Origin of the sequence: Acinetobacter sp. NyZ410 (genome assembly GCF_022828975.1) — a bacterium.
GTDB lineage: Bacteria > Pseudomonadota > Gammaproteobacteria > Pseudomonadales > Moraxellaceae > Acinetobacter > Acinetobacter guillouiae.
This window is the reverse complement of sequence record NZ_CP094620.1, coordinates 1137920-1162338: the sequence shown is the minus strand read 5'-3', so window position 1 is coordinate 1162338 and position 24419 is coordinate 1137920. Positions and strand designations below refer to the sequence as shown.

22 protein-coding genes, 4 tRNA genes, 1 other RNA gene and 1 pseudogene are annotated in these 24419 nt (G+C 37.8%); 13 read left to right on the top strand and 15 right to left on the bottom strand.

The annotated features are described in order from the left end of the window. Nucleotides 1–176: 176 nt before the first annotated feature. The 3 genes from MTO68_RS05410 (at nt 177) to MTO68_RS05400 (ending at nt 3873) form a co-directional block, all read left to right on the top strand. Nucleotides 177–2009 (top strand): phosphoenolpyruvate carboxykinase (GTP), encoded by a 1833-nt coding sequence (locus MTO68_RS05410; protein WP_004722449.1) that lies wholly within the window; start codon nt 177–179, stop codon nt 2007–2009. A gap of 195 nt (nt 2010–2204) precedes the next feature. Further along, the gene (locus tag MTO68_RS05405) at nt 2205–3083 is read left to right on the top strand and encodes an ATP-grasp fold amidoligase family protein (protein ID WP_244015336.1); all 879 of its coding nucleotides are present in this window, start codon (nt 2205–2207) and stop codon (nt 3081–3083) included. A 79-nt stretch (nt 3084–3162) separates the two neighbouring features. Next, a complete protein-coding gene (locus MTO68_RS05400; RefSeq protein ID WP_244015335.1) occupies nt 3163–3873 on the top strand; it encodes a hypothetical protein in 711 nt (236 codons plus the stop codon). Between the two features lie 37 nt (nt 3874–3910). Here the strand turns inward: MTO68_RS05400 and glpD are convergent, their stop codons facing one another. Beyond that, nucleotides 3911–5440, bottom strand: a complete 1530-nt coding sequence (gene glpD, locus MTO68_RS05395; protein ID WP_244015334.1) for a glycerol-3-phosphate dehydrogenase — start codon at nt 5438–5440, stop codon at nt 3911–3913. A 166-nt stretch (nt 5441–5606) separates the two neighbouring features. Continuing rightward, the gene (locus MTO68_RS05390; protein WP_244015333.1) at nt 5607–6362 is read right to left on the bottom strand and encodes a DeoR family transcriptional regulator; all 756 of its coding nucleotides are present in this window, start codon (nt 6360–6362) and stop codon (nt 5607–5609) included. A 458-nt stretch (nt 6363–6820) separates the two neighbouring features. On the opposite strand from MTO68_RS05390, the gene MTO68_RS05385 reads away from it, so the two are divergent. Together MTO68_RS05385 and MTO68_RS05380 are read left to right on the top strand one after the other, a co-directional pair. Next, nucleotides 6821–8140 (top strand): MFS transporter, encoded by a 1320-nt coding sequence (locus tag MTO68_RS05385; protein WP_056514318.1) that lies wholly within the window; start codon nt 6821–6823, stop codon nt 8138–8140. Between the two features lie 146 nt (nt 8141–8286). Beyond that, a complete protein-coding gene (locus MTO68_RS05380) occupies nt 8287–8712 on the top strand; it encodes a hypothetical protein (protein WP_004722461.1) in 426 nt (141 codons plus the stop codon). Between the two features lie 38 nt (nt 8713–8750). Here MTO68_RS05380 and MTO68_RS05375 read toward each other — a convergent pair whose 3' ends face one another. Next, on the bottom strand, nt 8751–9419 hold the full coding sequence (locus MTO68_RS05375; RefSeq protein ID WP_004819654.1) for a 50S ribosomal protein L11 methyltransferase: 669 nt from the start codon (nt 9417–9419) through the stop codon (nt 8751–8753). Between the two features lie 282 nt (nt 9420–9701). Next, the gene (gene folD, locus MTO68_RS05370; RefSeq protein WP_004819653.1) at nt 9702–10550 is read right to left on the bottom strand and encodes a bifunctional methylenetetrahydrofolate dehydrogenase/methenyltetrahydrofolate cyclohydrolase FolD; all 849 of its coding nucleotides are present in this window, start codon (nt 10548–10550) and stop codon (nt 9702–9704) included. 152 nt (nt 10551–10702) lie between these two features. On the opposite strand from folD, the gene MTO68_RS05365 reads away from it, so the two are divergent. The 3 genes from MTO68_RS05365 (at nt 10703) to MTO68_RS05355 (ending at nt 11727) form a co-directional block, all read left to right on the top strand. Next, nucleotides 10703–10776: transfer RNA gene (locus MTO68_RS05365), tRNA-Cys, on the top strand. Nucleotides 10777–10786: 10 nt separating this feature from the next. Next, nucleotides 10787–10872: transfer RNA gene (locus MTO68_RS05360), tRNA-Leu, on the top strand. A gap of 123 nt (nt 10873–10995) precedes the next feature. Next, nucleotides 10996–11727 carry a hypothetical protein gene (locus tag MTO68_RS05355; RefSeq protein WP_004722467.1) on the top strand — a complete coding sequence of 244 codons (732 nt, stop codon included), beginning with the start codon at nt 10996–10998 and terminating at the stop codon, nt 11725–11727. Nucleotides 11728–11785: 58 nt separating this feature from the next. Here the strand turns inward: MTO68_RS05355 and MTO68_RS05350 are convergent, their stop codons facing one another. Further along, nucleotides 11786–13552: an alkaline phosphatase D family protein gene (locus tag MTO68_RS05350; RefSeq protein ID WP_244015332.1), complete on the bottom strand. Its 1767-nt coding sequence runs from the start codon at nt 13550–13552 to the stop codon at nt 11786–11788. 216 nt (nt 13553–13768) lie between these two features. Between MTO68_RS05350 and MTO68_RS05345 the strand changes: the two genes are divergently transcribed. Beyond that, nucleotides 13769–13854: transfer RNA gene (locus MTO68_RS05345), tRNA-Leu, on the top strand. A 240-nt stretch (nt 13855–14094) separates the two neighbouring features. Next, nucleotides 14095–15051 carry an RDD family protein gene (locus MTO68_RS05340; protein ID WP_244015331.1) on the top strand — a complete coding sequence of 319 codons (957 nt, stop codon included), beginning with the start codon at nt 14095–14097 and terminating at the stop codon, nt 15049–15051. An 80-nt stretch (nt 15052–15131) separates the two neighbouring features. Here MTO68_RS05340 and MTO68_RS05335 read toward each other — a convergent pair. From MTO68_RS05335 to coaD, 4 genes are all read right to left on the bottom strand, one after another. Further along, nucleotides 15132–15208: transfer RNA gene (locus MTO68_RS05335), tRNA-Met, on the bottom strand. Between the two features lie 64 nt (nt 15209–15272). Next, nucleotides 15273–15650: RNase P RNA component class A (rnpB, locus tag MTO68_RS05330), an RNA gene on the bottom strand. 26 nt (nt 15651–15676) lie between these two features. Further along, nucleotides 15677–15940: a YfhL family 4Fe-4S dicluster ferredoxin gene (locus MTO68_RS05325; RefSeq protein ID WP_004722473.1), complete on the bottom strand. Its 264-nt coding sequence runs from the start codon at nt 15938–15940 to the stop codon at nt 15677–15679. 1 nt (nt 15941) lies between these two features. Next, on the bottom strand, nt 15942–16433 hold the full coding sequence (gene coaD, locus MTO68_RS05320; RefSeq protein ID WP_004722475.1) for a pantetheine-phosphate adenylyltransferase: 492 nt from the start codon (nt 16431–16433) through the stop codon (nt 15942–15944). Nucleotides 16434–16592: 159 nt separating this feature from the next. On the opposite strand from coaD, the gene smpB reads away from it, so the two are divergent. Continuing rightward, nucleotides 16593–17069, top strand: a complete 477-nt coding sequence (gene smpB / locus MTO68_RS05315) for an SsrA-binding protein SmpB (protein WP_004722477.1) — start codon at nt 16593–16595, stop codon at nt 17067–17069. Nucleotides 17070–17125: 56 nt separating this feature from the next. Here the strand turns inward: smpB and MTO68_RS05310 are convergent, their stop codons facing one another. From MTO68_RS05310 to pgeF, 5 genes are all read right to left on the bottom strand, one after another. Beyond that, nucleotides 17126–18457 carry a hypothetical protein gene (locus MTO68_RS05310; protein WP_096733440.1) on the bottom strand — a complete coding sequence of 444 codons (1332 nt, stop codon included), beginning with the start codon at nt 18455–18457 and terminating at the stop codon, nt 17126–17128. 342 nt (nt 18458–18799) lie between these two features. After that, the gene (locus tag MTO68_RS05305; protein ID WP_244015330.1) at nt 18800–20119 is read right to left on the bottom strand and encodes a hypothetical protein; all 1320 of its coding nucleotides are present in this window, start codon (nt 20117–20119) and stop codon (nt 18800–18802) included. Between the two features lie 342 nt (nt 20120–20461). Further along, complete coding sequence (locus MTO68_RS05300; RefSeq protein ID WP_244015329.1) at nt 20462–21775, bottom strand: hypothetical protein; 1314 nt, start codon at nt 21773–21775, stop codon at nt 20462–20464. A gap of 183 nt (nt 21776–21958) precedes the next feature. After that, nucleotides 21959–22513 (bottom strand): flavodoxin family protein, encoded by a 555-nt coding sequence (locus MTO68_RS05295; protein ID WP_244015328.1) that lies wholly within the window; start codon nt 22511–22513, stop codon nt 21959–21961. Between the two features lie 126 nt (nt 22514–22639). After that, on the bottom strand, nt 22640–23383 hold the full coding sequence (pgeF, locus tag MTO68_RS05290; RefSeq protein ID WP_244015327.1) for a peptidoglycan editing factor PgeF: 744 nt from the start codon (nt 23381–23383) through the stop codon (nt 22640–22642). Between the two features lie 185 nt (nt 23384–23568). Here pgeF and MTO68_RS23105 point away from each other — a divergent pair, with 185 nt between their 5' ends. Together MTO68_RS23105 and MTO68_RS05285 are read left to right on the top strand one after the other, a co-directional pair. Beyond that, the gene (locus MTO68_RS23105; protein WP_270402789.1) at nt 23569–23697 is read left to right on the top strand and encodes a hypothetical protein; all 129 of its coding nucleotides are present in this window, start codon (nt 23569–23571) and stop codon (nt 23695–23697) included. Nucleotides 23698–23777: 80 nt separating this feature from the next. Beyond that, complete coding sequence (locus MTO68_RS05285; RefSeq protein WP_244015326.1) at nt 23778–24005, top strand: hypothetical protein; 228 nt, start codon at nt 23778–23780, stop codon at nt 24003–24005. 12 nt (nt 24006–24017) lie between these two features. On the opposite strand, the pseudogene MTO68_RS05280 reads toward MTO68_RS05285, so the two are convergent. Continuing rightward, a pseudogene (locus MTO68_RS05280) lies at nt 24018–24410 on the bottom strand (transposase family protein); the annotation flags it as partial. Nucleotides 24411–24419 lie beyond the last annotated feature (9 nt).

Below are 24419 nucleotides of genomic sequence, written 5' to 3'. Positions count from 1 at the left end.
CAAACACTTAGTGAAAATTCGAGCATTGGTATCTTTTAAGCCTTTAGTCTTATTTTTTTTATGAATATATGTTTTAATACCACCACTTTTTTTCATACTTAAATTTGAATGTAGTATCCCTTCATTCAGATTATTATTTGTACACAAAATTGTACATATTTTAGATAGGCCTCACCATGACCCAAGTGAACGCACCAGAATTCGTTCGTCATCCCAAGCTCATTGCATGGGTTGAAGAAATTGCTAAATTAACTAAACCTGCAAAAATTGAATGGTGTGACGGAAGCGAAGAAGAGAATCAACGTTATATCGACTTGATGATCGCTAACGGCACTATGCAAGCGTTGAACCAAGAAAAACATCCTGGTTCTTATTTAGCGAATTCTGATCCGTCTGACGTAGCGCGTGTTGAAGGTCGTACATACATCTGCTCTGAAAAACAAGAAGATGCTGGTGCGACAAACAACTGGGAAGCTCCTGCTGAGATGCGTACTCGCCTTAACGGTTTGTTTGATGGTGCAATGCAAGGACGTACCATGTACGTGGTTCCATTCTCTATGGGTCCATTAGGTTCTCACATTGCTCACATCGGTATCGAAATTACAGATTCTCCTTATGTTGCTGTAAGTATGCGTAAAATGGCTCGTATGGGTAAAGCTGTTTATGACGTACTAGGCACTGATGGCGACTATGTTCCTTGCGTACATACTGTTGGCGCGCCGCTGGCTGAAGGTCAAAAAGATGTTGCATGGCCTTGTAACCCAGAAAAATATATCGTGCATTATCCAGAAACGCGTGAGATCTGGTCTTACGGTTCAGGATACGGCGGTAACGCATTATTGGGTAAAAAATGCCTTGCTTTACGTATTGCATCATCTATGGGTCGTCAACAAGGCTGGTTAGCTGAACACATGTTGATCCTTGGTGTGACTAATCCACAAGGTGAGAAACACTATATTGCAGCAGCATTCCCATCTGCATGTGGTAAAACCAACTTTGCGATGTTGATTCCACCTGCAGGTTATGAAGGTTGGAAAATTGAAACTGTAGGTGACGATATTGCTTGGATCAAACCAGGTGAAGATGGTCGCTTATATGCAATCAACCCTGAAGCTGGTTTCTTTGGTGTCGCACCTGGTACAAACATCAAAACAAATCCAAACTGTATGGCGACACTTCACAAAGATGTTATCTATACAAACGTTGCTGTAACAGAAGATGGCGACGTATGGTGGGAAGGTTTAACCAAAGAAGCGCCTGCTAACTTGACCAACTGGAAAGGCCAACCGCATGTTGCTGGTGAAAAAGCAGCACATCCAAATGCGCGTTTCACCGTTGCAGCGGGTCAATGCCCTTCTATTGATGCTGACTGGGAAAATCCAGCTGGCGTACCAATTTCTGCGTTCATCTTCGGTGGTCGTCGTGCAGATACAGTACCTTTAATCTCAGAAGCTTTTGACTGGGTTGATGGTGTTTATAAAGCAGCAACAATGGGTTCTGAAACAACTGCAGCTGCAGTAGGTCAACAAGGTGTTGTACGCCGTGACCCATTTGCAATGCTTCCATTTGCTGGCTATAACATGGCTGACTATTTCTCTCATTGGTTAGAAATGGGTGAAGAAGTTGGTGCTAAAGCGAAAGCTGCAGGCAATAAACTTCCTGGCATTTATAACGTAAACTGGTTCCGTCGCGATGCTGAAGGCAACTTTGTATGGCCTGGTTTTGGTCAAAACATGCGTGTGCTTGAATGGATCATTGACCGTTGTGAAGGTCGTGCTGAAGCAGTGGAAACACCGATTGGTTTTGTTCCAACTTATGAGCAATTGAACTGGACAGGTTCTGACTTCACTAAAGATCAATTTAATCTTGTGACTTCTCAAAACAAAGATCAATGGATCAAAGAGATTGAGAGCCACACTGAGTTATTTGATAAACTTGGTGAGCGCTTACCAGCTGCACTTAAAACTCGTCAAAATGAGCTTTTAGAGGCTGTTAAAAAATCTGCTTAATCGCTAAAAATTAAAACATACAAAAAGACCGCTACATAGCGGTCTTTTTTGCTTAGTGTGATACAGTTCACTTTATTGCTTTGGTATTCATTACAATTATGTAATAAAAATACAAATGATTACTGTTTCCATGTACAAAATTCATATTTTCTCTATAATTCAAACATTACTTTATTTTATTGATTTTTTTTAATCATGTTAGAAAATATTATTTATTCGGCAAAAGTTATTAGAGCCAAATTTGTCTCAGATAGACGTTATCTCACCAAAAGATTTATTGCTAAATTGGGTTATACCCCGAACTTTGATCAGCCTAAAAGTTTCAATGAAAAAGTCACCGCCAGAATGATCTATGAAAGAGCACCTTTACATACGAAATTAGCAGATAAATTTGCTGTACGCGAAATGCTTGCAGAGAAAATTTGTTGTTCCCATTTTGTTCCACTGATTGGTGTATATAAGTGGTTTGAGGAAATTGACTTTAATCAACTTCCTAACAAGTTTGTCTTAAAATGCAATCATGACAGTGGCAGTGCAATTGTTTGTAATGATAAAGCACAATTTGATATCAAAAAAGCACAGCACAAACTCAATCACCACCTTAAACAAAATATGTATTTTAGAAAACGAGAATGGCATTACAAAGATATTGTTCCTCTAATTTTGGCCGAACAACATATTGATTTGTTTGTTGATCAAGACAATAAACTGACCATTACAACATGCCGTGTTCATTGTTTTGAAGGTCAGCCTCGATATATTGAAGTCGATGTACAAGACAGCCAAGGCGTGGATTATTCAAATATGTATGACACATCTTGGGTGCTGCAACCCTTTACCGTTGATCTAAAAAGCAATACACCAAGCTGTTTAGCACGACCGCAAAAATTAAATAAAATGCTTCAGCTGTCAGAAGATTTTTGTTTTAAATATGGTTATAGCCGAATCGATTTCTTATTATCTCAAGACGATGTTTTCTTTAGTGAGATTACCTTAACCCCCAATGCAGGTCGTATGGTCATCACCCCAAGTGAGTGGGATGAAAAGTTAGGCGCTTTATGGCTGACTGACTAACTAAGCCAAGCAAAAAGACCGACGCGTTCGGTCTTTTTTGTGATTTAATGCAACCATTCAATATCTAAAAATAAGCGCAATGACAGCAATTAAAAACATTACCACAGTTCAACCTTATCTAACCCTGCTACCTGACCACGAAGTCGTCTTCGCCCCTTCAAGTCTATTTCTAGCTCAGCATTTACTTCCACTTGTTTCAATTGATTTATCTGCAATCAATCCAGCATGGCAAGGAAAAATTCATTTGCTCAATCCGATTGAACCTTATGAATGCTATATCGGAAGTGATACCACAGAATTTTCTGATGCATTTGCCAATGAAAATTGGTTTATTATGCAATTAAATCAACAAAATCAATATGAATGGTTAGCAAACAAAAGATATTTTGCTTTAGAGAATCCTGATTACGAGGCCGATCTAAAAACCCATCATAAAGAAATGTATGAAGATTACTTGCAGCTTAAACAGCGCTTTGCTGAAACTGGAAAAGTCATTTCAACATCACGCATTGAATATCAAAATGATTCTGCAACAAGCCTGCTTGACCAATTAGGCGGTGAATGTGGCGGTGGAAACTGGACTTATCCGATTGATGAACATTTTGATTTACGCTACATCAACGCAGACCGTGATGATCAAGAAGTTCATATTTATGACCGTGATGGCAGGCGTTATTATTTTATTGCAGCTGTTGCTGGCTGGGAATATTGTTCACATGGGGCAGATTGGATTCTAATGTACTACCAACCTGAAACCCGACGCGTTTTATATACCTTTGATTGCTCATAACGTACCTTGTGCAAAGCTATATATTTTCCACTTTTGCTTAGGCAACATCTTTCTGTAAGCGGCGTTCATGCAATTCAAGCAAATATTCATCCAATGCTTGAATTTCAGCTTCGGTAAATTTTAAATATAACTTGCTACGGCGCTTTAAAATATCCTGACTGGTGATCGCCCACTCTTGGTCAACCAAATAATCGACCTCTTGGGCATATAAACCATGGCCAAAATCTTGACCAAGTTCATGAACAGATGTCGAATGATTTAAAAATTTCCATGTATAGGTTCCATAGGCATGTGCCCAACGGCTTGCAGTTTCATGATCAAGCCCTTTGATTTTATTTTGAATTTCTAAAACCAATCCATCAACCGAAACTAAATTCTCAGCACCTGGCAGTAAGGATTTTTCAGTCCAAGCTTTCCCAGTGTTAGGGAAGAACTTCTGCAAATGCTCCATGGCAGATTCAGCCAAGCGTCGATAGGTGGTTAACTTGCCACCAAACACAGAAAGTAAGGGTGCATCATTTTCATGATCTTGCGATAAAGCCAAAGTATAGTCACGGGTGATTGCGGCTGGATTATCAGACTCATCATCACACAATGGGCGCACCCCTGAGAATGTCTGAATAATATCGGCTTGAGTCAGTTGCACTTTAAAATGATCATTGGATACATCAAGCAGATAATCAATCTCTTGCTGACTAATTTCAACATTATTCGGATCTGCTAAATATTCACGATCAGTTGTACCAATCATGGTGTATTGATTGAGATAAGGAATTGCAAACACGATACGTTGATCATCATTTTGCATAATAAAGGCTTTATCACCGTCATATATTTTCGGCACAATAATATGACTGCCTTGAATGAGGCGAATTCCATATTGCGATTTTAACTGAAGCTCTTGCTTAATGAATTGTGCAACCCAAGGCCCCGCAGCATTGACCAAAGCCTTCGCTTGTATGTGATAAATGCCCTGCTCATTTTCAAACTGGATATTCCATAAACCATGTTCACGCTGTGCTGAAATACAGCGTGTTTGCGTAACCACAGTGGCATTTTTTTCACGTGCTTGCATCGCATTTAAAATCACTAAGCGTGAATCATCTACAGCACAATCTGAGTATTCAAATCCGCGAGTGATCTCTGTTTTTAGTGGGCTAGTATCAGGATCAAATTCAACCAAATGTGAACCTGCAAGCTTCTCTCTTTTGCCCAAATGGTCATATAAAAACAGCCCCGTACGAATCAACCAAGCAGGACGCAAATGAGGTTGATGTGGCATGATAAAACGCATAGGGCGAATGATATGCGGTGCTTTTGCCAGTAAGACTTCTCGCTCAGCCAACGCTTCTCGCACTAAACGAAATTCTTTATGTTCTAAATAACGCAGACCACCATGGATCAACTTACTGCTTGCAGACGAGGTATGACTAGCTAGATCATCTTTTTCACACAAGAACACAGATAAACCGCGCCCAGCAGCATCATTGGCAATACCAACACCATTTATTCCACCACCAATTACAGCAATATCATAATACGTTTGTTGCTCATTGATTTGTGTCATAAACGCCACCACCTTTGATCATTTGCATATATTCACAATCATTTTTGAGAATATATTTTCGTTTGTTTTCATTTAAGAAAATAATAGATAGTTTTTTAATCAATGTCTATCAAAAAATGATCAATTTCACGTTTATCATATTTTCACTATGGGTTTTAAAATTAGCCTAAACCACAGTTAAAACCACTTCTGCTGCATGAATTTGTTCTAAATAATTTTCAGTGGGCACTTTATTGGTAAAAAGCCGATCTATTTCAGAAAGATGGCCTAAGCGCATCATTGCATGACGACCAAACTTGCTCTCATCTGCTGCTAAAAATACTTGCCGAGCACCTAAAATAATTTCTTGCGAGACAGACACTTCTTGAAAATCGAAATCAAGCATGGTTCCATCTTCATCAATCCCACTGATACCAATTAGGGCATAATCAACTTTAAACTGTTTAAAAAATTCAGAGGTGGCTTGTCCTATCACACCACCATCGGGGCGTACTTTTCCGCTGGCAATCAGTACTTCAAAATCATCATTCATACTCAAAATTTTCGCCACATTTAAATTATTGGTAATCACTTTTAAACCGCGATGTTGCAATAAAGCATGGGCAATAGCTTCGGTTGTAGTACCAATATTGATAAATAACGATGCATGGTCTGGAACTGCATTTGCGACGGCTGTTGCAATGCGCTGTTTTTCCGCTAAATTATGGCTGATCCGTTGGCTATACGCGGTATTGGTGACGCTTGAGTCTACCGCAGCGCCGCCATGATAACGACGTAATAGTCCGGCATCGGCCAATTGATTGATATCCCGCCGTACAGTTTGTGGAGTAACTGCAAAATGCTGTGCAATCTCATCAATACTGACATAGCCCCGAGCCTTAACCAATGCTAATGTTTGCTGTTGTCGAATCATCAAGTCCATAGATGTGAAACCTTATTGTTTTATTTTCAAAAATGAACATTAAGCTGCTATAAATAGCATGACTGCTTAGCTTACGACTAGATTAAATTTTTAAATTCTCCCAACTCAGCTTATTAAATTGTGTACATTTCATACATTTAGATGCAAGCAAACATGCTTTAACTTTAAGCTAAATTCTTATAATTTATAAAATATTTCAAATTAAATAGCTGTTTTAAAAAAATTATTCATTTATTTCTAGAATTTCTCATTCTAGATCAACAATAAACCCTCAACACAGCTAAGACCAAAGTCTAATAAGGTCTGCTTTCATTCAAGCGTATAACGAGCATTGTAATTATTTGTATCTCCCTCGTCATACTAACTGAAATTCTCTCTGTTTGATTTTTCTGCTTTGATTTTCATCCAAAATGAAAGTTAAACAGGCTGTATTTTGCATATTCTTTTGGAGAATTGCCTTGTCCAATTCATCTCCTCAAGTTGCCACTTCGCAACTTGATAGAAAAACTCGTTTCAAATCTATACTTGGTGGTTCAGCTGGTAATTTAGTCGAATGGTATGATTGGTATGTCTATGCCGCATTTACCCTCTATTTTGCACCTGTGTTCTTTCCTGAAGGTAATGAAACGGTCAAACTTCTCCAAGCTGCTGCAGTTTTTGCTTTAGGCTTTTTAATGCGTCCAATCGGCGCATGGATCATGGGCGTTTATGCTGACCGTAAAGGCCGTAAAGCGGGTTTAACACTTTCTGTTTCATTGATGTGTATTGGCTCATTAATCATTGCTTGTGCGCCATCTTATGATTCAGTCGGAATGTTTGCTCCTGCACTACTTTTATTTGCACGCTTATTACAAGGTTTAAGTGTTGGTGGTGAGTATGGCTCAAGTGCTACCTATTTAACTGAAATGGCGGGTAAAAATCACCGCGGCTTTTTCTCAAGTTTCCAATATGTCACCCTGATTTCAGGTCAATTACTTGCACTCTGTGTGCTGATTATCCTGCAACATAATCTTTCTGAAGAAGCCTTACATGCATGGGGATGGCGTGTTCCCTTCTTTATCGGTGCGTTGCTTGCAATTGTTGTGTTCTGGATTCGTCGTGGTCTGGTTGAAACAGAATCATCTAAACAAGCGCAACAACAAGCTAAAAATGGTGGTGAAACATCTGGTGCTTTGGCCTTATTCACCAAGTATCCTAAACAAGCATTTACAGTCATTATGCTAACAGCAGGCGGTACCTTAGCCTTTAATACATTTACGACTTATTTACAAAAATACTTAGTCAACACTTCGGGTTTTGAAAAAACCACCGCAACTGAAATTACCACAGCCGCAATCTTTATTTTTATGTTGATTCAACCTGCAGTCGGTGCACTTTCAGACAAAATTGGTCGTAAACCGATTATGATCACTTTTGGTGTACTCGGTGTGCTATTTACCATTCCTATTTTCAATGGTTTAGGCTCGACAACGGACCCTAAAACGGCTTTCTTCTTATGTATGAGTGGTATGGTCATTGTGACTGGATATACAGCCATTAATGCCGTTGTAAAAGCTGAATTATTTCCACCGCATATTCGCGCTTTAGGTGTAGCCTTACCTTATGCACTTGCCAACACTGTATTTGGCGGTACGGCTGAATTAGTTGCACTAAGCTTTAAAAATGCCGGTCATGAAAACTATTTCTTCTATTACATTACCTTTATGATCGGTTTATCTCTAATCACCTATGTGTTTATGAAAGATACGAAAAAACATAGCCTGATTACGGATGATTAATTCAAAATAAACTTTGCAATCTAATTCATTTAAAACAGCTTTTTTATTCACATGAAAAAGCTGTTTTATTTAAGCAATTCACTTATCGTGAAAATTGCAAAGCTATGGCATACTAAAAATAATTCAAAAAGCTAGGACTTTAAAAGATGAAAAAAATCACTTATGCAGGTTTAGGATTAATCGTTTTAGCTTTATCTGCATGTCAAACAACCCCTCGTCAATACAATGGCGTAACCGGTTATCAAATTGAAAATCAAACAGCAGATAGTGCAACCCTTGCGTATACCCTTTCAGGTCGTGCAGATCGTGATTTGGATGCGGATAAATTACAGCGCGCATGTCAAAAAGTATTGGGTGCAAACAAAAACTATAAAATTTCTGTATTAAGTACCAATGAAATTATCAACCCGCAAACAGCAAAAGATCAGGCTGGCGTTCAACTTGGACATAGCCGTACATCTTTTGGGCTTTCCAACACGCCAAGTCTAAATAACAGTGAAGATTATGCAACACGCCAAGCCTTAGATACCCGCCCAAGCACTTTACATGTGGTACGTTATACCTGTTCTTGATTTTAGCTATGTGTATCGCAGAATAAAATAAGACGCTGTCATAGCGTCTTATAAAAACTCACATTTCTAAATTCTTTGGCTTCATCTAAATCAGGCCAAGTGGTTGCACTTCGTTCATCCAATTTTTGGTAATTTGGATGACTAAAGTTTTTCACTCTACTATCTGCCACCCATACTTCTGGTGCAAATTTTAAAAACTCATCCAAGAAGAACCGGTTAGATTGATCATATAAAACATCTGCTGCTAATAAGACATCAACCTGTTCGGCTTTATATAAATCATCTAGATACTCAAGCTCAACATCATTGAGCAAAGCATTTTCACGACAAGCATCCAAACTTATCGGGTCGATATCACAACAGATGACACGTTTTGCACCTGCCATTTTGGCTGCAATTGCAACCACACCGGATCCAGCACCAAAATCCAGCACCACTTTATCTTTTACATGCTGTGGTTCTGCAATCAGCCATTGTGCCATTGCTAAACCAGAAGCCCAGCAAAAAATCCAATACGGTGTATCATTCCAAATACGGCGAATCACCTCATCATCCAAACGATCTGTTGGAAAAACTGGTGGAATCAACCATAACGAAATTGGGCTTTCAGGCAACTGCTGCGCCAATAATTCGCATTGAGGAATTACTTCATGCAAAGCATCAAGTAAATGTTGTGGGGCTTTAGGAAATTGATAAGTACAGCTCATGCAAAATATGACCAAAATTATTATTTTGATATTGAGGAAATACAGCTTCTTCCTCATATTCGATAGACAGTAACATCATGTGCTAAGGTTCGAGACGATACTTCTTGTTAAGTCTCAGATACAGCTACTTAAAAGTAGATCTTAAACGCGTTAAGCCAATGACCATTAAACTAATGACAATATTGCCTACTTTTACTGAAAATAAACATTGCTGTGTAAATGTAGGCTAGATTTGAACACAGTGAATGCATGGCTTTCACTGTGCCCAGAATAAAACAGGACTTAAGCTAACGCTTTTTCAGCAGCTTCCACAGTTTGACGAATCAACGTTGTGATCGTCATCGGACCTACGCCACCTGGAACTGGTGTATAAGCTGAAGCGACATCTTCAATACCGACCAATTGGATATCACCCACACCACCACCGTCACGAGGATGGAATCCAGCATCAACCACAACAGCACCTTGCTTAATCCAGTCTTTTTGGATTAATTCAGCTTTACCGACTGCACCAACAACAATATCAGCCTGTTTTACCAATTCAGCAAGATTTTGTGTACGAGAATGACAGATTGTCACTGTTGCATTGGCTTGAAGTAGCATCATTGCCATCGGCTTACCTAAAATAGCCGAACGCCCTACCACAACTGCATGCTTGCCAGCGATTTCAATCTTGTTTTCTTGAAGAATCGTCATGATACCTGCAGGTGTTGCCGAACCATAAGCAGCCTCACCCATTGCCATACGACCAAAACCTAAGCAAGTTACCCCATCTACATCTTTTTCAAGTGAAATGGCATCAAAGCAAGCACGTTCATCAATTTGTTCAGGCACAGGATGTTGGAGCAAAATACCGTGAACATCAGGATTGGCATTTAATTTTTCAATTTCAGCCAATAATTGTTCAGTTGTGGTTTCTTTACCTAACTCTACTTTTAAAGAATCCATACCAACACGACGGCAAGCATTTCCTTTCATGCGTACATACGTCGCAGATGCACCATCATCACCCACTAAAATAGTCGCTAAAATTGGGGTACGACCTGTTTTTGCTTTTATAGCTTCAACACGAGTCAACAAGTCTGCTTCAATTTGTTTCGCTAATGCGCGACCATCCAATACCAATGCCACGGCACATCTCCAAAGTAGATATGAATCAATTTTGCAAATAATACATGATTATTTAGACAATTTTCTTTCATATGCTGAATTTATGTGCATATGCATGAATTATAGTATTGTTTTTTTTTCAAAGATTGCTAATATGTGCATCACCAAGACATGGCGGGGTGGCAGAGTGGTCATGCAGCGGACTGCAACTCCGTGTACGCCGGTTCGATTCCGACCTCCGCCTCCAATCTTGTAAAGCCCGAGTGGTGAAATCGGTAGACACAGGGGATTTAAAATCCCCCGCCCACAAAGCGTGCCAGTTCGAGTCTGGCCTCGGGCACCATTTTAATTTTTGTTAAAATGGTGCAATAAAGAACCCAGCGATAAGCTGGTTTTTTTATGCCTAAAATTTTATATTGTTTTTTATGTTAATATCCAAAGTGAAATTTAGATAAGCGAAGCCTATATGATTCAAAACAAGCAAGTTTCCCTCTATTTAAATCAATTACAACAACAATACCCACAAGCATTTAAGCGCAACTTTCTATTTTATAGTCAAATTAAAACCAAAGGGCTTTTAGATGAAGCAAAGGAATTTATTCCTTGGATTTTGTCGATTATGATTTTTTGCAGCATCTATTTTAGTTTAGGTCAGTATATTGCAAATCATTTTCCTCAATTCGATAGCTTTCAAGCCAATGGCATTGCCGCTTTAGCGATTATGTTATTTTTTATGATTATTGTTCCGATCATTATCAAACAAATAAAACACAGTTCGACGCATTTATACCAACAACTCAATAATATTCCGCTTAAACTTGCGGTACTGATCGTCCTGCAAGCACTCAATCTTTATTTTATAGAAAGCACCCTGCTGCAAGGTCTGTTATTTTTCTTTGCGATGAGCTTTGGTTTTGTCAAATTTTATAAAGAAAATTTATTTAGAGATAGCACCAAAGACACTGAATATTACCAATTACAACAAATTCGAAAAAGCTGTTTATGGGCTTATAAACAAGCCAAGAAAGCCAAATTCAAAATGCGATTCTTGGCCAAAGATTCTGAGAAGTATCAATTTTATCAAAAGCGCTTAGTCACCTTTTTAGAATTACATTTAGAACTATTAAAATATGAAAATGAAATGTGTAAAACCTATAAATATGAAGATTTAGATGCCTATATGGACAGTATGATGTAATCCATCTATCACGTTAAAAAGCCGAGTGATCTAAACTCGGCTTTTTAAGCTTGAAAATTTATGCACTTTTCTGAACAGTCTTTACATCAACCAAATTGTTATTTAAAACCACTTGATGGGCACGAGCCGTATCCACCGTATAGGTTTTTTCCTTGATGCTATTTAAGAAAATCCAATCCGCTTGTACCTGTTGTGCTGTAAAACTGACTTTTAAGTACCCTCGCTGATTTAAATTGGTGTAATTCAATTCATCAATGAGCGTGGTGAAGGCCATTTCAAATTGTTGTAACTGTGCCAAAGGAATACTTAAATACTTTTCCATCCCAGGTGAAGAGACCGAACTGGTTGCCAATTCAACCCCAACAAAATCACCCGCTTGGGTATGCAAGTCAGCAGACCATGCATTATGGGTATCCCCCGCCAACACCACAACTTTCTTATTTAATGTTTTAAGTGTGCCATATAAAATTTCACGTTCTGCATAGTAGCCATCCCAAGCATCTAAATTATAGGGTGCAACTGTGGTTACACGGGCTTTTTCTGTAGCGGTTAATGTTGGATCACCACTTTTCAAACGAACTTTTAAAGTAACTAACTCGATGATCTGCTGATTCATTTTTGCCAAAGTTTCGGCTGTGACATTTCCACTGGTAATTGCAGATAAAGACAATAGCAATTCAGCAGGGATTAACATTTTTGCCATCAACACTTGCTGACCCAATACATTCCAAGTCGCGGTAGATTGTGCCAGTTTCTTTTGTAGCCACTCACGTTGGGTATAACCCATCAGTGTACGCGTAGTACTGGTTAAATCTGCCTGAAACTTAGCAATATCCAAGCCCGAAGCCGTCATATAATTGGCATAATCGAGTTGCTTATCACGTGCCAAAATACGGGTATCTAACATGGTCAATTGTACCAATGAACCAAAGTCAAACTGGCGATAAATATTCAAGTGATCTGTTGCAGATACAGGACGAATCGGCATCCATTCAAAATAGGCTTGTAAAGCTGCCAATTTACGGTCTAAGAAATTACCCTCATTGGCTTGATGGTTTTCTGCACCATCTTTCCATGCGTCATTTGCCAGTTCATGGTCGTCCCAAATCACGATAAAAGGATGACGGGCATGTGCGGCCTGTAGGTCGGCGTCAGTATGGTAAAGTGCATAACGCTTACGGTAATCATCCAACTTGATAATTTCTTTATCATTGTCAGCAGCGAGGGTACGACCCAGCTTTACTGCCTCTTCTGTGGCATATCCATCTTTACCATATTCATAGATGTAATCCCCCAAATGGATGATCGCATCAACCTCTTGTTTTGCCATTTCCTTATACACATAGAAATAGCCAGCAGGATAGTTTGAACACGAACACACCGCAAACTGCACCGAACTGGTGGTTTCAGGTAATGTTTTGGTACGCCCTACTGGCGAAATCACCGAACCAAATTTAAAACGATAATAATAAGTTTGCCCAGACTTAAGCTTGTCTGCATCGACCTTAATAGTAAAATCCTGAGCTGATGCTGTTTGTACTTTTCCAGTATTGATCACTTGCGTAAATTTATCATCTGTGGCAATTTCCCAAACCACTTCTAAACGCAAAGACGTATCCTGCGGGGTAATACGCGTCCACAAAATCACACGATCTTTTAATGGGTCGCCACTGGCAACACCATGTAAAAATTCAACTTTTGTTGTAGGAGATGTTGAATCGTTGTTATCACTCCCACAAGCAGTCAACGACACTGGTATAGATAATGCCCCAAAACTGGCTAATGACTTTTGAATAAGTTCACGGCGTGAAATTGAGTTTGGCATTGAAGTTGGTTTCCTCTAAGTTTTTTTATCCAATCAATTTAAAGGCTTAATATTTCGCTTTAATCTCAAATTGATGAAAAAATCATGACAAAATACCCATTCAACGGCTTAAAATGCTTTATTTTCAAACATAAGCACATGAATTGATTGAAAAGAAAGCAAATCGACATAAATACGCTTGCCAAGAGAAAAACTGTCCTTTATTATTGCGCACATGCCCGAGTGGTGAAATCGGTAGACACAGGGGATTTAAAATCCCCCGCCCACAAAGCGTGCCAGTTCGAGTCTGGCCTCGGGCACCATTTTAAATCTTATTAAAATGGTGCAATAAAGAACCCAGTGATAAGCTGGTTTTTTTATGCCTAAAATTTGTAAATCATCTATAAATCACCAATTTAAAAATAATGCAAAGTTCAATACGACTTGCTAAAAAGCGTGATAGCTCAACTATATTTTTCTGGTTATTTTTCATTAAAAAACTTATAATATAATAAATTTATATTAATTATTAATATTTTCATAAACTTAATTAAACCAATACCATGTCTGAAATTACTACTGAAACTCAAAAAGCCGCCCCTATATTTCCGCGAATATTCGCATTTATCATCGACTGTATTACCGTCGGCGTAGCCTGTTTAGTGATGGGTAAAATACTCTACCCATATTTTGAAAATTCTCCTTTTATTTTCCAATGTATAGGTACACTCCTCTGTCTATTTTATTTTGCTGCTTTTAACAGCCATATCGGTAATGGTAAAACCATTGGGAAAATTCTGGGTAAAATTAGAGTAAAAGACTTAAATGGTGCTTCAATTCCATTTATGCGCTCTCTGGTTAGATCAAGTATTTTTATCATTCCATTTTGCTTTGCTGGTTATTTACAAACATATTCAACTCAGCATCTTTCACTCAGCCTACTTGTGGCATTTTTTCAAAGTATCGTCTTTGCCTGTTTTTACTTGGCTATTTTTAATGGAAATAGCCAACAATCTCTGCACGATCTACTCAGTGAAACTCAAATCCTTAGAAATGTTCAATCCAATATTCCACGCCAATCTGTATGGCGTATTCATTACTACATCATTGCGCTGTTAACGATTGTGATTTTTTCTGTCAATTTATGGGGTTATTTCCAAAGCAAAGCAATCTCAGCCAATAATTTTAGTTTGATCTCCGATGACATTAAAAATGCTCAAGTTGAAAATCGCCATACCTTCATCGGAGAAGCTGAATCCATAAATCAGGTTTTAATTTTAAATGTGAATCAACCAGATTATCTGGATGACCTTGAGCGTGCCGAAACATTACTAGAAAAGATTAATCAACAACACGCTGAGGTGTTAACGCAATACCACATCACTCAAGTGCAATTTAACTTTTCTTATCAATTTGGCTTGGCTAAATTATCAAAAACAACGCTTTATGATTATAAAAAGACGCCTAAAAGTAGCTTAAGCTATATTGGGGAGAGTACAGGGCTGAACCTTGGTTTTTAAACAAGACCAAGTCTCGCTGTTAAAGTTTAAATCCTGTAGATAAAAAAAGACCACGTTTTTGGAAACGTGGTCTATAAAAATGGTGGCTATGACGGGACTTGAACCTGTGACCCCCGCATTATGAGTGCGGTGCTCTAACCAACTGAGCTACATAGCCTAAAACTGTGCGCGCATTATCTGCTGTAAACAATGTTACGTCAAGCACTAATTAAAATAAAATTCATCGAAGTGAGCCGATAAGCCGGGTTCTGTCTAGAACGATCATTCCTCTAGGCGCATGATCACTCATACGCTCAAGCGACCTACCCGGATCCAGCATGGGCCATGCCTATAGGATCCCTATTTGGTCTTGCTTCCGGTGGGGTTTACCATGCCATGAACTGTTACCAGCCATGCGGTGCGCTCTTACCGCACCCTTTCACCCTTACCTTCCATTTCTCCGAAAAGAAACGTTATTGAAGGCGGTCTACTCTCTGCTGCACTTTCCGTCGGTTCACACCGCCCAGGCGTTACCTGGCACCTTACCCTATGAAGCCCGGACTTTCCTCCCCTGCTTCAATCACGGAGATCTCCACAGCAGCGATCGTCTGGCTCACTTCGGGGCGTATCCTAACAAATTTCTCGGCTAATTGCTTGCGCTTTTTTGAGCAATTAGTTTTTTATACTTTTCCATCAAGTCGTCTTGGCTCTCTACATGGTTCGGATCGAGCGGAATACAGTCGACTGGACAGAAAAGCGCACACTGTGGCTGATCAAAATGCCCGACGCATTCTGTACATAGGTTAGGATGGATTTCATAAATCTCCTCCCCCATAAAAATGGCATCATTTGGACATACAGGCTCGCATACATCACAATTGATACATTCATCAGTGATAATTAAAGACACGCTACCAACCTTGTTGATGTTTACGATGGAAGGCTTCGACAACGCATTGAGGAACAAACTTTGCCACATCGCCTTTCAATCGTGCTATTTCTCGAACCATCGTCGAAGAAATAAATGAAAATTGCTCTGATGGTGTTAAAAATACTGTTTCAAAATCATGATCAAGCTGACGATTCATATTCGCAAGCTGAAATTCATATTCAAAATCTGAAACAGCTCTTAAGCCACGTAACACTGCTGTAGCATGTTGTTCACGTGCAAAATTGACCAATAACCCATCAAAACCGACAAACTCAACATTGGGTAAATGTTTGAGTGATATCTTTGCTAACTCTACACGTTCTTCCAAACTAAAGACTGGATTTTTATGATGCCCAATTGCAATTGCGACCACAACTTCATCAAACATTCGTGAAGCACGTGCGACTAAATCAACATGGCCATTGGTAATTGGATCAAAAGTTCCTGGATAGATGACACGAGTTTTAGACATCCATTTGTACTCTAGTTTGTTATGTAGGGCTATAGTTTAACAAAAACTTAAATATTAGCGAATAACCTCTTTTGATTTAGCTTTGGCTTTAATTGTGAAATGACTTCACCTGAAGCCAAGTTTGAGGCAAAATAAGGCTATTCTTGGAATATTTGTATTATGTCGAAAAACATTGTCGTTAAAAAAAATAATAGTGGGACGATTGCACAAAATAAACGTGCACGCCACGATTATTTTATTGAAGAAAAATTTGAAGCTGGGCTTTCTTTACAAGGTTGGGAAGTCAAGTCATTACGTGCTGGGCGGATGACCATTACTGAAAGCTATATCACCTTTAAAAATAATGAAGCATTTCTCTTCGGTGCTCAAATTCAACCTTTACTTTCAGCATCTACGCACGTAGTCCCTGAAGCGACACGTACCCGTAAACTGTTGCTCTCGCGCCGTGAGCTTGAAAAGCTACTGGGTGCTGTCAATCAAAAAGGTTATACCTGCGTACCTTTGGCGTGTTACTGGAAAGGTCATTTGGCTAAACTTGAGATTGCTTTGGTAAAAGGTAAGCAGTTACATGACAAACGTGCCACTGAAAAAGATCGCGATTGGCAGCGTGATAAATCACGAATCATGCATAAATAATCTGTTTGATATACGAAAAACCTCCGAAATGGAGGTTTTTTCTTTTAGACATCTTTTTAACAGAATTTTAACGAACCATAGCAGTTGGGAGCAAAGTCCTGATTTTTAAGTTGTAGATCCTTTAATGGGAAGTTTACTGATGTATTGGGCAAATTAATATTTCCAATTTCCAATGAACTACCAAATAGACAATCCAAAGCTTGACAAGATGGTACTGCGGTCGTTGACAAAGCCGTACTTAATGGACCGATCACTTGTCTTAATACATCATTAGTAATATCAATACGTTTTGATGGTGTAACATTGCCAATATCGACAGGATCTTCAAATGCCATCCACCAGCCTCTTTGCGCAGTTACTTCTGCATTTGGCCACCATACATTTTGACTTTGTAGAGATAATGAAAAAGGATTATTTAATGGAATTTTATGGATATAACCTAGATTTTGACTAATAGACAAATTGGCCGTCAGCCCAGTAATATTACCGTTTACTTGTTTTTCTAAGTTTAAAGTCCCGAGTAGAGGAACCCTCACCCCAGCCTTTAGACGTCCTCCAAAATTCAACCGATCAATATTAGCTTTACCTGTTAAATTGACACTCGTTTGTCGTTTACCATTTATAGTCGTAGCATCAATTTGAATTGGCGCTGTTGTACTCTCCAAATTTAAATTGTAATCATTTGAAGAAAGCGGTAATCGCCCACAAAATACAAAAACACATATATCCACATTTCCAGTCACAGGCATTTGGGTATCGGCATAACTCATTCCACGACTATTTGTATATCCCATTCCCGTAGTTGCTTTCGTCTTTAAAAAGCCACTGAGAGAGTTAATACCGTTCGGTGTGTCTGAGTTTTCAGTACCTGCTGTCAACATTCCCAAAACTTTTTCAGCACTTAAACGTAGGCCAACCACCTCTCTTGTCGATGCAGAATTGGGATCCTTTATCGCAAATTCTACAAATGGATTGGTTAATTTTGCACTTGAACCCACACGCCCTTCACGTGTATCAGCCAAACCTGAAAGACTCAAATTATCAATATCAATGTCGCAACCACCCGCCCCGTTTACCCCACCACAACCGAGCTGTAACTTTTTAATGTTGGCATTCAATTCAAGTTCTGCCTCAAGTCCAAGTTTATAAAAACCAACGCCTTGCCCCTGCATCTTATTGACTGAGTCATTTGGCGCAATATAACCCAAGCTCATTAGTGCCTGACCATGAACATCGGAAAGCTCAGAGTCATTCAATTGAGTTAAACTCTCCAAGTATAGAGAATTTGCAAAACAATGCATTGAGGAAAACAATCCAGCATAAATTACGACATTCTTTACGACTTTAATGATTTTCTTATCAATCATCCTATTATAGTTGATATCCATATCAGCTAATCTCATTTTATTATGCATAAAAAATATACTAAAATACAAATAAAGCAAATAGAAAAGTGAATTAAATATCTCAATACTATAACAATTATGCAAACCAAGATTACTTTCTCAATGATTCTAAATACTTTTTATTAATATTTACTTATGTAACTAATTTTAATTATTATATATTTATACTTAATAGTCATACAATCTACTTTTTCAGCACATCGTGTGGTTTTCAAGTCATCAAAGGGATTATTGTAAGTCGTCATAGTTGGTAAAGAGATAAAGCTCAATCCTGATCAAACAATAAAAAACCTCCATCTGGAGGCTTCCTTTAGTCTTAAAGGTCTAACAGAATTTTAGATTGCCATAGCAGTTAGGCGCAAATCCTTGAGTTGCTAAGGGTAAATCCTTAATTGGGAAATATAGTGGTTTTGCTGATGATAAATTGACATTACCAATATTCAGACCAAGAGCTATACATCCAATTGCTAACTGACAGGTCGGTGGGTTATTTGTCAAATAATTGTTAATACTGGGTACAACTTGTTTAAGAATATCATTGGTTACATCAATCTGATTTTTAGGTACAACTTGACCAATATCAATTTCATCTTCTATGGCTAACCACCATCCACGATTCGAGGCGTATTCAGCACCAGGCCAGTGAACTTGAGTCGACTGTAGTGATAAAGAAAATGGATTATTTAAAGGGAATTTATGAATATATCCAAGATCTTGTTCAATATCTAAGTCAGCCCTTAAGCCTGATATATAGCCATTTGAATTAATACTCAAAGGAATCAATGAAACTAATGGTAGATTTACTCTTGCAGTAATATTTCCACCAAAGTTTAAATTATCAATCAATGCAGTGCCTGTGAGTTTTGCAGAAGTTAAACGTGTACCTGTTAAGGTTGTACCATTGATCAATAAATTCGCTTTAGTTGATTGCAACTGTAAATTATAGTTATTTGTAGTAAAAGTTGGTGCAACAAAACCTATTCTAATTCGGCCACTCATAACCATTCCTGTATCATTAAAGGTCATTGCTCTTGGAGCTGTAAATCCCGTTCCTGTGGTCGCCTTAATTTTAATTGCCCCACTTAAACTATTTATTCCATTAGGAAGATCAGAGTTCTCTATTCCTGTGGTTAATAAGCCTAAAACTTTTTCAGCACTTAAGCGTAAACCAACCACTTCTCGTGTTGACGCAGAATTGGGGTTTTTTATCGCAAATTCTACAAAGGGATTGGTTAATTTTGCACTTGAACCTACACGTCCTTCACGCGTATCGGCTATACCTGAAAGACTCAGATTATCAATATCAATGTCGCAACCGCCTGCCCCGTTTACCCCACCACAACCCAGTTGTAACTTTTTAATATTGGCATTTAGGTCAAGCTCAGCTTCCAGGCCAAGTTTATAGAATCCGACATCTTGTCCTTGCATGTTATTGATTGAGTCATTAGGCGCAATATAACTCAAGCTCATCAGTGCCTGACCACTCACATCCGAAAGTTCAGAATCATTTAATTGCATTAAACTCTCAGAATGTAGACTGCTTGCAAAACTATGGATTGAAGAAAACAATCCTGTACAAATGAAAGCCAGTTTTGCAATTTTAATGATTTTCTTATCAATTGCTCGTTTTTTTTTGATATCCATACCATCTTCCCAGATCTTATTATGGATAAAAAATATACTAAGCGTTAAATAAATAGAATAACACTTCGTCGTAAATATTTATATTTTATAATTTTTATATGATTCAACATCACTCTCACAATGATTCTAAAGGGTTTTTACTTATATTACTTTATGTAACAAAATTTAACAATTGTATATTTATACTTAATAATACCATAATAATCCGTCCGAAACAGATCATAGGCTATCAGTGCAAAATACGTTTTCAACAAGTGGATTATTGACTCCTGCGATATAACGCATATCAAGCTATACCCAATAAAAAACCTCCATCTGGAGGCTTTCTTTAGTCTCAAAGATTTAACAGAATTTTAGATTGCCATAACAGTTAGGCGCAAAATCTTGAGTCGCCAATTTCAAATCATTAATCGGGAAATATAGTGGATTTGAATCTGATAAATTAATTTGCCCAATTGCCACCTCACTCGCAATACAAGATAAGCCAATTAAACCTGGACATTTCACAGTATTCTCAGATTTAGCAAGATATTCATTTAAACTTGGTACAACTTGTTTTAAAACATCATTGGTTACATCAATCGTATTCGATGGCGTGACTTTACCAATATCAATCTCATCTTCAATCGCTAACCACCACCCTCTTTGAGCAGCAATTTCAGCATTTGGCCACCACACAGACTGTTGCTGTAATGATAAAGAAAATGGATTATTCAATTGCAACTTATGAATATATCCCAAGCTTTGATTAATATCTAAATTGGCAGTTAAACCCGATATGCTACCACTCGCATTCAATGTTAAAAATGATAAATCTATACCAGCAAGAATTGGTTTGATTGAACCTCTAAAAAATAGTTCATCAATTTTAGCTGTTCCAGTCAAAAGAGCACTCGTCATACGATTGCCGTATAAAGTTTTCCCATTAACAGCCAATGTAGCGCCAGTCGATTGCAATCCTAGATTATAGTCATTTGTCTGAAAACTTGCGGTCGGAAGAATACCTAATTTAATGTTCCCTTTAATAGACATGTTTGTATCAGCATATTGTAAATTCCGTGCGGTCGTATTTGCACTGCCTGTTGTTGCTTTAATTTTTAAAGCACCACTCAGGCTATTAATACCATTTGGCAAATCTGAGTTTTCAATACCTGCTGTTAACAAACCTAATGCTTTTTCAGCACTTAATCGTAGGCCAACTACTTCTCGTGTTGACGCAGAATTGGGATTTTTTATCGCAAACTCTATAAATGGATTGGTCAATTTTGCACTTGAACCTACACGTCCTTCTCGGGTATCTGCTATACCTGAAAGACTCAAATTATCAATATCAATGTCACAACCGCCCGCCCCATTTACCCCACCACAACCGAGCTGCAATTTTTTAATATTGGCATTTAATTCAAGATCAGCTTCGAGTCCAAGTTTATAAAAACCGATACCTTGCCCTTGCATTTTATTGACTGAATCATTAGGTGCAATATAACTCAAACTCATCAGGGCTTGACCACTAACTTTAGAAAGCTCAGCGTCATTTAATTCAGTTAATCCTTCAGATTGAAAAGAGTTTGCAAAACAATAAACTGGAGAAAACAACAGACCATAAGTTAAAAACATCCTTATGATTTTAATTGTTTTTCTATCTTTAATATCCATATCATCTTCTCAGATTTTTTCTTATTGGTAAAAATTATATGAAAACGACAATAAAAAAAAGGCAAAACACAGTTTAGTCTTCAATTAACAAAACATTTCACTCAATAATTCAACTTTTGCAATGATTCTAAAGGCTTTTTATTTATGATGTTTTTTGTTTTTTTATGTAATTACACCGAACAACTACGGCGTAATTTTATTTATGAGTAACGCAATATACTCTCCAAACCATGTTGCGGTTTGCAAGTCACCAGAGGGTGGTGTAATTTCAACAGGTGCATTATCTGATTGTGTCATTAACCCTAAATAACCCACCATACGGTTTAAATCAGTGGGTTTAACACCAGTAGGCATTAAAGGGAGTCCAGACCATAACATGCCATGTTGCATTGCAAAGATATTAATCTGTTGCAGTACAGATAACTTATCTCCACTTAAACCACCAGAGTTGGTAAATGCAGCAGCAAGTTTGCCCTGCCAATCACGATTTTTCCAACGTTTAGATGTAGAGTCCATAAACATTTTAAATGGACCTGTAACACTTCCCATATAGGTCGGTGAGCCAAAAATTATGGCATTCGCTTGATCTAAAATATCCCAATCAATATGCTCAATATCCATTTGATGAACAGTTACACCGATCTTCTCTGCACCTTGTGCAATATAATTCGCAACTTTTGCAGTATGACCAAATGGACTGTGGTAAACGATCGCGATAGATTTAGCAGATAAAGACATATCAATTGAAAACAAACAAATTTAGTCAAGTTTAACATCAATTCATTTTTAAACAATTCTTGTAATGTTCAGAAAACCTATGACATAACACTTAAAACAACGATAAATCTATTTAAAAATAAAGATTTAATTCCGAATAAATACAAAAGTAGCCATACGCCCTGTTTTTGCATGGCGACGATAAGAATAGAAATCCTGATCTTGACGATAAGAACACTGATCTCCTCCTATAACCATATTCACCCCATGTTGTTTAAGAATATAACGCGCAATCGCATACAAATCCGCATAGTGCTTACCTGCTTGCTCACCCTCTATAAATGCAGTGTCTAGTTCAGCATATTTAGAACAAAAAGCAGCTTTGACTTCTGCGCCAATTTCAAAACAAGGCTGACTGATTGCTGCACCCAACCAAGCCCAAGTAGGTGGAGACTTCATATTGGCAATGGTATTTTCAATTATTCCCCCTGCTAAACCGCGCCAACCTGCATGTAGATTGGCAACCTCAGTACCCGCGGCATTGCCTAAAACAACGGGTAAGCAATCAGCAGTCATCATCATCAAGGCATGCCCCTGAGTCTGTGTGACCAAGCCATCCCCCTCCAATGCAGTAAATGTCATTTCTTCATTGATGGTATGACATATTGTGCTGTGGGTTTGCGTCATCCATGTAATTTTACTAACACCCAATTCTGCAAACTCATCCAATAAAATCATACGGTGTTGTTGTACCCGTTGAGGATCGTCATTTACATGCAATGCCAAATTAAAACCTTCAAGCTCAGGCTGTACAGATGGCAAAGCCTTTGGGTGATGTATATGTGTCTGGCCTGCATATACACCTTGAGGTAATCCTTGAACAAATTGCATATGACTCATTTTCCTATTCAAATCATTTTCACGACTCAATAACTATAACAAATTTACTCAATCCAAAAACCAATCTTCTCGTCCATTTTGTTGATTAACAAAACTAAACATTTCAACTTCACATAGTGTTGTTTTTTTAATCAAACTCAATAATATTAATTAAAACTTAAAAATAAGGATAAACCATGAAAAAACTAAAGCTTGCTGTTTTATTGAGTCTGAGTGTTATCAGCACGCAAGGATTTGCACTATGTCGTTATGATTTAGAAGGCTTTATGCCTGAGCCATACAATTTTTTTTTAAATTTCCTATAGCATCAGGTCAAAAACTTTCCTATAAAATTCTAGAAACAGCATATCCAATCACGTATTCTGCCAATCATAGTACATTGAAAATGATGAATAGTACTATTGTTGAGGGAGGGTTAATATTACCTCAATCAGGTGTTGTTGGATTTGAATTAAATACAGACGTTATTCCAACTGAATTAACAAACGCTAGAAATGATGCAAAAATTTATACAATATTACTTCAGGATAAAAATAAAAATATGCATTCAATGTCAGTAATATATGAAAATAGCCCATTCTTAAAGGTGCAAAATAATAGACTTCCTTCATAAATCATTTTTCAATCAATTTAATTGTTTATCTTTCACCCAATCTAAATTGTATATGCCAGCAAGTAAATTAAACCGCAGGTTTAATCTTTTACGACGATTTCTATATACACAAGATAAAATCTTAAAACATTTCATCCTTCCAAATACATGCTCTACTTGAATTCGTCTACGACCAATCTCTCTATTTAACTTTTTTAATTCAGAATCTAATTTTTCAGTTTTCTTTGCTTTAGATGGCATGAGGCATCCAAAACCCAATTTTTTTATCCCTAAATACCCCTTATCAACGATAAAAAAGGGCTTAAATTTTAATTTCCTCATACTTTTTTTAAATATTTTAAAATCATGCATGCTTCCATGACTTCCACATACACTCAGTATTTCACCTGTTGTATAGTGCATAGATAGCTGAAA

What these genes read in the sequence shown, in the direction of transcription:
- MTO68_RS05390 (WP_244015333.1), bottom strand. Translation starts at nt 6,362, where the DNA reads ATGGACTTGATGATTCGACAACAGCAAACATTAGCATTGGTTAAGGCT.
- MTO68_RS05310 (WP_096733440.1), bottom strand. Translation starts at nt 18,457, where the DNA reads ATGGATATCAACTATAATAGGATGATTGATAAGAAAATCATTAAAGTC.
- MTO68_RS05405 (WP_244015336.1), top strand. Translation starts at nt 2,205, where the DNA reads ATGTTAGAAAATATTATTTATTCGGCAAAAGTTATTAGAGCCAAATTT.
- coaD (WP_004722475.1), bottom strand. Translation starts at nt 16,433, where the DNA reads ATGTCTAAAACTCGTGTCATCTATCCAGGAACTTTTGATCCAATTACC.
- MTO68_RS05305 (WP_244015330.1), bottom strand. Translation starts at nt 20,119, where the DNA reads ATGGATATCAAAAAAAAACGAGCAATTGATAAGAAAATCATTAAAATT.
- MTO68_RS05295 (WP_244015328.1), bottom strand. Translation starts at nt 22,513, where the DNA reads ATGTCTTTATCTGCTAAATCTATCGCGATCGTTTACCACAGTCCATTT.
- MTO68_RS23105 (WP_270402789.1), top strand. Translation starts at nt 23,569, where the DNA reads ATGAAAAAACTAAAGCTTGCTGTTTTATTGAGTCTGAGTGTTATCAGC.
- MTO68_RS05400 (WP_244015335.1), top strand. Translation starts at nt 3,163, where the DNA reads ATGACAGCAATTAAAAACATTACCACAGTTCAACCTTATCTAACCCTG.
- glpD (WP_244015334.1), bottom strand. Translation starts at nt 5,440, where the DNA reads ATGACACAAATCAATGAGCAACAAACGTATTATGATATTGCTGTAATT.
- smpB (WP_004722477.1), top strand. Translation starts at nt 16,593, where the DNA reads ATGTCGAAAAACATTGTCGTTAAAAAAAATAATAGTGGGACGATTGCA.
- MTO68_RS05350 (WP_244015332.1), bottom strand. Translation starts at nt 13,552, where the DNA reads ATGCCAAACTCAATTTCACGCCGTGAACTTATTCAAAAGTCATTAGCC.
- MTO68_RS05285 (WP_244015326.1), top strand. Translation starts at nt 23,778, where the DNA reads ATGATGAATAGTACTATTGTTGAGGGAGGGTTAATATTACCTCAATCA.
- MTO68_RS05340 (WP_244015331.1), top strand. Translation starts at nt 14,095, where the DNA reads ATGTCTGAAATTACTACTGAAACTCAAAAAGCCGCCCCTATATTTCCG.
- MTO68_RS05375 (WP_004819654.1), bottom strand. Translation starts at nt 9,419, where the DNA reads ATGAGCTGTACTTATCAATTTCCTAAAGCCCCACAACATTTACTTGAT.
- MTO68_RS05410 (WP_004722449.1), top strand. Translation starts at nt 177, where the DNA reads ATGACCCAAGTGAACGCACCAGAATTCGTTCGTCATCCCAAGCTCATT.
- MTO68_RS05380 (WP_004722461.1), top strand. Translation starts at nt 8,287, where the DNA reads ATGAAAAAAATCACTTATGCAGGTTTAGGATTAATCGTTTTAGCTTTA.
- MTO68_RS05355 (WP_004722467.1), top strand. Translation starts at nt 10,996, where the DNA reads ATGATTCAAAACAAGCAAGTTTCCCTCTATTTAAATCAATTACAACAA.
- pgeF (WP_244015327.1), bottom strand. Translation starts at nt 23,383, where the DNA reads ATGCAATTTGTTCAAGGATTACCTCAAGGTGTATATGCAGGCCAGACA.
- MTO68_RS05300 (WP_244015329.1), bottom strand. Translation starts at nt 21,775, where the DNA reads ATGGATATTAAAGATAGAAAAACAATTAAAATCATAAGGATGTTTTTA.